Source organism: Streptomyces sp. DH12, assembly GCF_020873895.1.
Classification (GTDB): domain Bacteria; phylum Actinomycetota; class Actinomycetes; order Streptomycetales; family Streptomycetaceae; genus Streptomyces.
In genome coordinates this window covers 1-573 of the sequence record NZ_JAHWGT010000533.1, presented here as the reverse complement: position 1 = coordinate 573, position 573 = coordinate 1, and the positions used below count along the sequence as shown (strand labels likewise).

Annotated in this window: 1 protein-coding gene; it reads right to left on the bottom strand. The window is 71.2% G+C overall.

The genetic code is table 11. The features are described 5' to 3' along the window. On the bottom strand, positions 1 to 573 hold a 573-nt coding region (locus LPA54_RS35615; protein WP_228984713.1), incomplete at both ends, for a BCCT family transporter.

Sequence of the window (573 nt, the reverse complement as noted above, 5' to 3'; positions counted from 1 at the left end):
CGAGGGAGGCCGCCGAGCCGAAGACGGTCGCGATGATGGCGAGCACGTCGATGACCCGGCCGGCGGCGCCGCTCGCGTTCTTCTCGCCGATGAGCGGGGTGAACACGGCGCTGACGGTCTGCCGGCGGCGGCGCCGGAAGGTGCTGTAGGCGATCGCGAGGCCGACCACGGCGTAGATGGCCCACGGGTGGAGCGTCCAGTGGAACAGCGTGGTGGCCATGGCCGTCGACATCCGGTCGCCCGAGTCCTGCGGGCCGGTGCCGGGCGGCGGGGTGCCGAAGTGCGCGAGCGGTTCGCTCACGCCCCAGAACATCAGTCCGATGCCCATGCCAGCGCTGAACATCATGGCGATCCAGGACACCGTGCGGAACTCCGGTTCCTCGCCCTCGGCGCCCAGCGTGATGCGGCCGTAGCGGCTGGCGGCCAGCCACAGGGCGAAGACGACGAAGCCGGAGGCGGCCAGGATGAAGCCCCAGCCGCCGTTGTGCATCAGTCCGGCCAGCAGGTCGGCGGAGACGTCCTCCAGCGAGTCCGTCCAGACCGCTCCCCACAGGACGAAGGCCAGGGTGAGCA